The 8,044-nt window shown below is 37.7% G+C and carries 4 protein-coding genes; all 4 read right to left on the reverse strand.

Features of this window, described 5'->3' with window-relative positions; genetic code table 11:
* Positions 1-570: 570 nt before the first annotated feature.
* Positions 571-792 (reverse strand): hypothetical protein, encoded by a 222-nt coding sequence (locus tag NK356_RS23700; protein WP_253318209.1) that lies wholly within the window; start codon positions 790-792, stop codon positions 571-573.
* A gap of 3 nt (positions 793-795) precedes the next feature.
* Positions 796-4,476, reverse strand: a complete 3,681-nt coding sequence (locus tag NK356_RS23705) for a DUF6443 domain-containing protein (protein WP_253318210.1) — start codon at positions 4,474-4,476, stop codon at positions 796-798.
* 3 nt (positions 4,477-4,479) lie between these two features.
* Positions 4,480-7,284, reverse strand: coding sequence for a hypothetical protein (locus tag NK356_RS23710; RefSeq protein WP_253318211.1), 2,805 nt, complete (start codon positions 7,282-7,284; stop codon positions 4,480-4,482).
* A gap of 4 nt (positions 7,285-7,288) precedes the next feature.
* Positions 7,289-8,044 (reverse strand): T9SS type A sorting domain-containing protein (locus NK356_RS23715; RefSeq protein WP_253318212.1); only part of this gene is annotated, 756 nt, incomplete at its 5' end.

Genomic DNA, 8,044 nt, shown 5'->3' on the forward strand with positions numbered 1-8,044 from the left:
TTATTTATTCTACCTTGGAAACCAGAAGGTAAGTTTATTTAATAAGCTCAAAGTCTGCAGACTTTGCGCAGCGGGGGCATATTGTTAAGGAATTGCTTTTATTATTGGCTCAAAGTCAGGAGACTTTGCGCAGCTGGTCCAAGTTCCGGTATTCCATGGTTTAATTGTTTGTGCGCCAAACACAGGCCTCCCCGTTACCACACGAATCCTTTCGTGCAGTTTAAAACTATACATCAGATTGAATTCCTAAAAACTTTTGTCTTTTTATGATCTTATATTTTTAACAGAAGCTCTTTATTATTCTGAATTAATATATCAACATCACATATGATAGATATTTAATTGGTAGTATAAGTTCACACGAAACATTCGTTCGGCCCTGGGCCACTTCAAGAGCTCCTTCATTGTTTTTTGCAAAACTTATCACGCTATTTTCCAGATGATCTCTGTACTGTAAATATAACGGTTTCTCTAGAATAGAGAGTAAAAGCCACTGCAAAAACAGTGGCTTTTTGTTTTATTTACGGACACGAGCGAGACGCTCGAGCCAGCGGGGGAATATTCCCAACATTATCTTAACTTACAAATTACGCCAATCTTTTCCGCTTCATTAATAAATTCATTAGCTAAGTCTAAATTTTCAATATCAATAATCACCTCTTTATTATCCAAAAGATAATCAACATTTAATTTAGATTCCTTTAATGATTTTCCAAGTAAATCAATTTGGAGTTTTGTAAGAGACACTTTTTGAAGCCCCTCATTCCAACCTTCTAATATTATTTTTGCCATATTTTATTCTACTTTTATAGTTATAGGGGATGGAACTTTGCCTATATATTTACCTGTTGTTCTTTTACCTCCCTGAATAATTACTTCTGTCACATTATGTTGTTTTCCTAAGTCTTTAGCAATATTCCATAAAGCCTCTCTACCAACTTTTCCTCCAGAAGAACCTTGCAAATGTAATTGGTTTAAATACAACTTACCATCTTTAACTGCAAAGTCTGTTATTCCCTCTACTATTTCTTCTTTAATCTTAGACGAAAATATCATTACATCTCCTTCAACAGCACCTATTTTTACTAGATTATTTGCAGCTGCATTTAGAGTTTTTCTTTCCAATCCCTCAGCAGCTGCTTCAGGATTAATAAAGATCATAGCAGCCATACCCACATTTTCTCTTTCCTCGGCATAAGGTCCGACCCCCATATTTCCAATTGCCGAGTAAGGATCTGTGCTGTTAAACAACAAAGCACTAACAATTTGCCATGCACTAATCTCGTTTGAAAACTGTTTTTCTGAAATTTGTTCAGCAGGGCCAACTTCTACTTTATTTTTATTGTTATTCCTACCAAATAATCCTCTAAAGAAATTACCTATTCGGTTAAAAATATTAGGTTTAGGACCTTGCTTAGGCCCACTACCTCCACCTTGTCCTTCATTCCCTAAGGCTTCAGTTCTTATCATTGCTCCACCTTCATTACGGTATAGCAGAGGCATATTTCTTTCATCCGAACTTAAGCCGGTTCTAAACATGAAATCTGCTACAGCACTTCCTGTACTATATCCTCCTTGAAGGTTATCTACTGTAAGTCTTCCGTCCGGATCTATAAATCTTATTGGATTATTGTTTCCGTAATGATAAGGGGTAAACCTTCTGGATGCTTCTGCTAGTGGGTCTATCACGCCCCATCTACCTAAATCCGGCAAGTACATTCTTGCTCCATAATCAAACATTCCTGTCTCCTGAAGCTCTTTCCCATTATATTTATAAGAGTAGTAACCTCCAAAACCAGATGTGCTGAATATTCCTGAAATATGGTTGAGACCAAACGGATAATAATTGTTGGTGTCTGTCACTTCAAGAGCTCCTTCGCTGTTTTTTGCAAAACTTATCCTGGTATTTCCAAGATGGTCTCTGTACTGGTAAATATAACGGTTTTCTGTGAAACTGTAAACTCCTTCTGCAGTGGGTACAAAATCTAATTTCCAAATTCCCTCCCCGGGAAGTATAATTCCGGAAATTCCTTTATATGCCTGCTGTTCATAGGCATTTTCGGTTCTACATGTTAAACATATTCCGCCTCCTTCAGAATAGCTGTATTGAAATCCATCAAGATAATCGGTTATAGTGGTGCTCGTTGAGCCCCTTAGGGGTGTTGTTGAAAACGTTTTTCTAAGCTTTGTTCCGTCTGCACGGTAAAGATAGTTTATAGTACTGCTTGAAGAACCTCCCAAAGGACTACCCTGCTGAATTGTATAATTACTGGAAAGATTCAGGTAGTTGTATCCAATAGACTGAATTCCTTTATCCAGCATATCTTTCATATTTCCGTTCGGATCATAGGTAATAGGATTGTTTCCTCCTTCATAGCCGGTATCATTCAATGCATTTTCTATAACTTTATCAAGACGGTTTCCTGTATACTGATAGGTAAGATCATCCACAAGAGTAGAGGTGGTTCCCGATACCGGAAAAGCATTTCTTCTCAGTGTTGCTATATTTCCGTTGAGGTCGTAGGTCAGATTCTCATTATAGTTGTTGTTATAAGGATTGGTAGCATTCGGTTCTGTATAGATTGCATCTTTCAGCCTGTTAAGAACATCATAGGAATAAGAATATCTTTTCAAAACATTTTCAGATGAATTCTTCCAGTCTATTTCTGCTACATTTCCATTAAATTTCCCGGAAGCAATGTTGGTATAAACAGGATTCTGGTATTTTATTTCATAACCAAAAAGTTTACCGTTCAAATTAGACGGATCGTTGATTTTAGTAAGCCATCCCCGGATATTATAAGTGTAATCTACCGTCTGAAGGGGAGAAGCTGCGGAAGTTCCACCTACTTTTTTTGATTGCAGTTGAGAAATCTCATTATACTTATTCTGGGTCAGAATTTCAGGAGTGTTGCTGTCTACCTGATGGGTGTGGGTAAGCAGTCTGTTTTGGTTATCATAGGTGAAATTTTCAGTAATCACTCTCTCCGTATCAGTATTTAATCTTTTATGATAAGTTTTTACCTGAAGTGGTACTCCCGAAAAATCAAGCTCAGATTCTGCTTTGGTATAGCCTCCTAAATGATTGATTGAATATCCACCGACGGGTCTCCCTTTTGTATCGTAATAATTATAATTCTTAGTCCAGTTGTCATCCTCTACATTTTTTACCAGGCTCATGACAGGCATTGTTTTCGTATTTACATTTCCGGAAAGATCATCTTTTAAAACTGGTTTTCCGAAAATTGCTGATGGAAATGCAGGATTAAAACTGTATTGCGGATAGGTGTCATAATAATTAATACTTAAGACCTGGGTAACACCGGTAGCAGTCGAAACGTTAGTATAATATACAGGCATGCCGTTTATGGTCAGTCCCGCTGTAGCAGTTCTGGTTTCATATAAATTAGCATTGGCATTGGCACTGTTTTGCATTGATGCCCTGCTGGAAGCATTATTGGTGATTCCTGTGTACACAACCCTTCCCAATTGGTCATATTTGGTAAAAAGCCATTGTCCTTTTTCTTTAAGGACCGTATCCTGAGTTAGAATAAGCCGATCAGCTTTATTATACACCATGTATTCCCATCCTTTTCCGGGAACTTTCTTTTCTGCCAGTCTGCTCCTGTTATCATATTTATACTGATAGCAGAGATCATTCAGAATCTGCTGGGTGATGATATTGTTATTCGAGGTAATCTGAGCGTCTGCTTTCGGAGAAATAACGTAGACAAGATGTCCATAATCGTTGTAAAGATAATAGGTATCTGCATTTTCAGCAGCACTAACGACTTTTCTTACCAGAATAGTTTGTCCCAATCCATTGGTAAATTCAATGGTTTTGTTGCCATCTTCATCCGTTCCTGAGGTTTTTACCAATACTTTTTCATTGTAAAAAGAAACGGTAGGAACAGAAGAAGTTGCAATCGTGCTGACCCATGAATTGGTAAACGAGAACTTCTTTACCTTATCTGAGTTTTTGTTGATTTCATAGGCTGCCTTTCGGGTATGTCCGGAGTTCATTGCCCATTCATTTCCGGGACTTGCGGTTTCCAGGACTCTTGCCAGAGGAGAAGCTTCCAATTTCTGTTCGGAATAGGCGTTGGGTACTCCGTAATAATTATTGGCCGTGGCCTCAGAAACATTCTGGATTCCAAGGTTGGAAGTGGGCATTGGAACTGGCAAAATACTTCTGGTCTGCCTTCCCAGCTGATCATAGGTAACCGGCATTACAAGATCCTGCCCCAAAGGAGTAGATTTTACCTGGATGGTTTGCTTGGGTCTCCCCAGACCATCAAAATATTGGATGGTTTCTGATTTTTTGCTGCCATCTTCAGAGAGAGAAACTTTGCTGTAGACATAATTTTCTGTCGTTGTCTGTGCAAAAACAGACAGAGAAAGAGCCAAAGCCAACGCTGAAAAATATTTTTTTATCTTCAGTTTTCCTGTATGGATTATGTTTATATTGTTTTTCATCGTTTAGTTTTTGTTGTTGTACTGGTATTCTTTCACCGTAATTCCGTCATTGTTGATGACTTTTTGAAGCCTGCCAAAAGAATCATACTTATATTTTGCCATCATCCCATTGGGAGAAATTGTAGTGGTCATTCCGACCAGAGGGTCATAGGTATAAGCTGTAATCACGAAATTTTTAAGAGCAGTATTTTTTCTGAAGGTATTCAAAGCATTAATTAATGCTGTTTCTTTTGTTACCTCATTGGCTGGAACAGCATCTGCGTCTTCATTAGAGGCATTGACAATGGATGTAACAAGTGCTGCCGGAATATCCGATAGTTTTGCACCTTCTATTTTAGCAATCGGCATGGTTTTGTTGTATCCCCAGATGATGGTAGTGGGAATTCCTCCTGTAGAGGAATCTACAGCATCCGGAAATGCTCTGTACTGAACTAGATTCCCTTTATCATCATAAATATCATTCACCGCATTTTTAAATGACTGGGAAAGGTCATCAGGCAAAAATCCTATGACAGAAGTTGGATATAAATGAGTGGTATCATCGTATCGGGTTTCTGTTTTAGAAAGGGTAGCTCCATTTTTTTTGGATTCAGTAGTAATGACCCTATCTTTGATTCCTGCCACAAATAAGCGGAGAGCAGCCTGCTTTGGATATTTATAATTTTCTTCCAGAATATCTCCTTCAGGGGTAATTGTCTTTTTGTTTGTAATATTAAGATTTATGGTTTCTCGTGTAGATTCTATTGTTGAAGAAATAGCATCCTGCCCAACAAAAGAATTCGTAGTATTAGTCTGCTTCGTAACAATTGAATTCTTTACGGTACCCCCTGAAGTCATTATGTCACTAAGTGAATAAGAATTTCCTATAGATGTTAATTGATAGGTATTTTCTTCTTTTGCTACCAGCGTATTGTTGGCATCAAAAACTTCTTTTTTATCTAAAAGACCATTAACAAGGATATTGTAATGAGATACCGGACTTGCTAATGCTCCTTCTGGGGTTTGATTCTCAGGGTGATCTTTCAAAGTTTCAAAATAATATTTGGCATATCCTTTATTCTGACCAATGGTTTCTTTTACATTCTTATAAACCACAGGACTGTCCTTAAGCCAAGCCAAATAACCACTTGTTTTGGCATTATCGTCAAACTGTTGATAAGAGTAATAACGGGTTTCAGAATCTACCGGAACTCCATTTTCAAGAAATTCTATTTTTTTTATTCTGACTCCATTTCCTGTAGTATAGTTGGGAAGCGGAATAGACCTGTATCTGATTCTTTTGATGGTAACTGTACCTCCGCCACCTGTTCCCAAGACTTTGAAAGTATTAGTTCCCGGCATAAATTTTCTATTGCCATCATTACCTACTACTGATGAGGTGAGTTCGATATCAACAGAAGGAGTCAAACCTGGATCCCATACCGGTGAATCGGTGTAGTAAGCGGTGACGTCTACACAATACATAAGATAACTTCCTCCCTCGGAGTCGTCTGGGTTTGAAGGAATATTGAAGGTATAAGTATTTGTAAAATGGGTGTCAAAATTAAAAGTACCTACAGTTTCCAAAACTTGGGCGTCCTGATCTGAAAATTCATTAGGTAGGATATATAAATCACCAGAGACAGTCCACGGATCAAATATATTGGTCTTTTTGAATTCATACTGATTAGGTTCAAATTCGTACCTTGTTTGCCCGCCTGTTGGATATTTTATGGTGCTGAGAAGTCCTATATTTAAAAACTTTGGACTATCAGGATTATTGAGGCAATAACATTTAAACTCTGTCCAGTTGCCTCCGGTAAAAGGACTGTCATTATATTCAAAACTTGTTTTTTCAAATTGGGTAGATGTTCCATATTTCTGAACTGAACGAAGCATTCTTCTGTCATAGAAACCATCAGGTACTGCCTCTGCTGTACATGAAGATATTAAGGGTTCAGTATAGGTAAATCCGCTATCGTCACTTTGCAGGGTATATTTCTGAATCACTTTTCCGGCTTTGTTTTTCAGGGCTACGGTTTGCAACTGATAAGGGTCTGTTAATTTCTTTCGAAGAGCCTCATTAAAATTATAGCTGAATTCAATGGAGCCAAAATCTGGTGAAGTTACTTTGCTGATTTTCAAACTTTTCATAGTGAGGACCTGATCGTTAGGTACATAACTATCCTCAATGTAGGTGAAAAGTAGTGGTTCATTCTGATAAACATCCTTTATTTTAGTAAGATAATAAGCTGACACATACGAGATAGAATTATTACTCTTTTTAAAAATATTCTGATCTTTATTATTAAAAAAATACGTATTTCCTGATGGATCAACAACTTTAAAAGTATCTTCTGCTTGATTATAAGTGAGATCCAGGTTGGTATGAGTTATATAAGTAATTTCTTTTTGTCCGGAAGCATTTGCTTTTAATAAAAACTTACCATTGAATCCCATAAAGGAATAGTAATAAATATCAGTAGGTATACCATTATATGGGTTTATTGATCTGTAAATAAGACAGCTTGTCCCGTATAAAGACCAACCTAACCCTACATCAGAAGCTTTGCTTGTTTTACCTGCATTGCCAGGGTGATAAGATATTCCTACATTGATCCCTATTCCAGAGTTATGAGTAGCTAACGCAAAGAAAGGAATATTAATGTCCGGAACCCCGGTAGATAAAGATATCGGAGCATTGATGAAACTAGACATTGATGCTGCAGAAGGTGCCGAGGTGAAACTTTCGCCTGATGCGCCTTGTGATAATAATAATCCTGAACAAAATGTAAGCAGGAATACTATAATCTTATGTTTTTTTCTCATGATGTTATTTCTTGATTAATTTGGCATTGGCCGTTTTATTGTTATCAGTTTTTATAGTCACCAGATAAGCTCCCTGAACCAAAGCCTGAGTATTAATCTTAGTCACTCTATTCTTGGTTTTTATACTTTGAAGTTGTCTTCCGCTCATGTCATACAACAGAATATCAGCATCCTTAAAACCCTGTCCTGAGCCTGTCGAAGGATCAAAGCCGATTTCCACATAAGCATAGTCAGATACTGGATTTGGATAGATCTTGATATCGTATTTTTCAATGAGCTGGTCTACCTGTTTATCTCCCAGTTTTACAATCTTCCAGTTTTCTTTTCCAAGTTCTTCTGCACTGGTTCCTGCAAGAATAATTGAACCATCTCTGTTGAGTTTTAAATCTGAAAGTCTTTCTTCTTTTTGTCTGGATTCTCCCTTTACGTGTTTTCTCCACTGCTCATTCCCGTTTTGATCCAAATACAACATCCAGAAAGTTTCATCATCGGTTTGGATTCTTCCTTCAGCCTGAGTGTAGCCTCCTAATAGAATACCTTTAGACTTCTCGCTTCCATCTTCCAGCCTCCCGCTTACCACATTCATCCCCATCAGGATATCTCTGTTTTTGAAATTGTAGGACTTCTGCCACAGATCTTCTCCTCTTTCATTGAGAGCAATCAGCCAAAGGTCTGTTCCTTCTTCAATGCCTACGGTTTTGTTTCCTGATCTCTCTGACCTGGATTCTCCACCAATGATAAAGCCAGTTGACGTTAAAGC

The sequence above is a fragment of the Chryseobacterium sp. S0630 genome (assembly GCF_024158915.1).
Classification (GTDB): domain Bacteria; phylum Bacteroidota; class Bacteroidia; order Flavobacteriales; family Weeksellaceae; genus Chryseobacterium.

Bases quoted from the DNA above. Each gene is read 5' to 3' on its own strand.
- NK356_RS23700 (WP_253318209.1), bottom strand. From the start codon at position 792: ATGGCAAAAATAATATTAGAAGGTTGGAATGAGGGGCTTCAAAAAGTG.
- NK356_RS23705 (WP_253318210.1), bottom strand. From the start codon at position 4,476: ATGAAAAACAATATAAACATAATCCATACAGGAAAACTGAAGATAAAA.
- NK356_RS23710 (WP_253318211.1), bottom strand. From the start codon at position 7,284: ATGAGAAAAAAACATAAGATTATAGTATTCCTGCTTACATTTTGTTCA.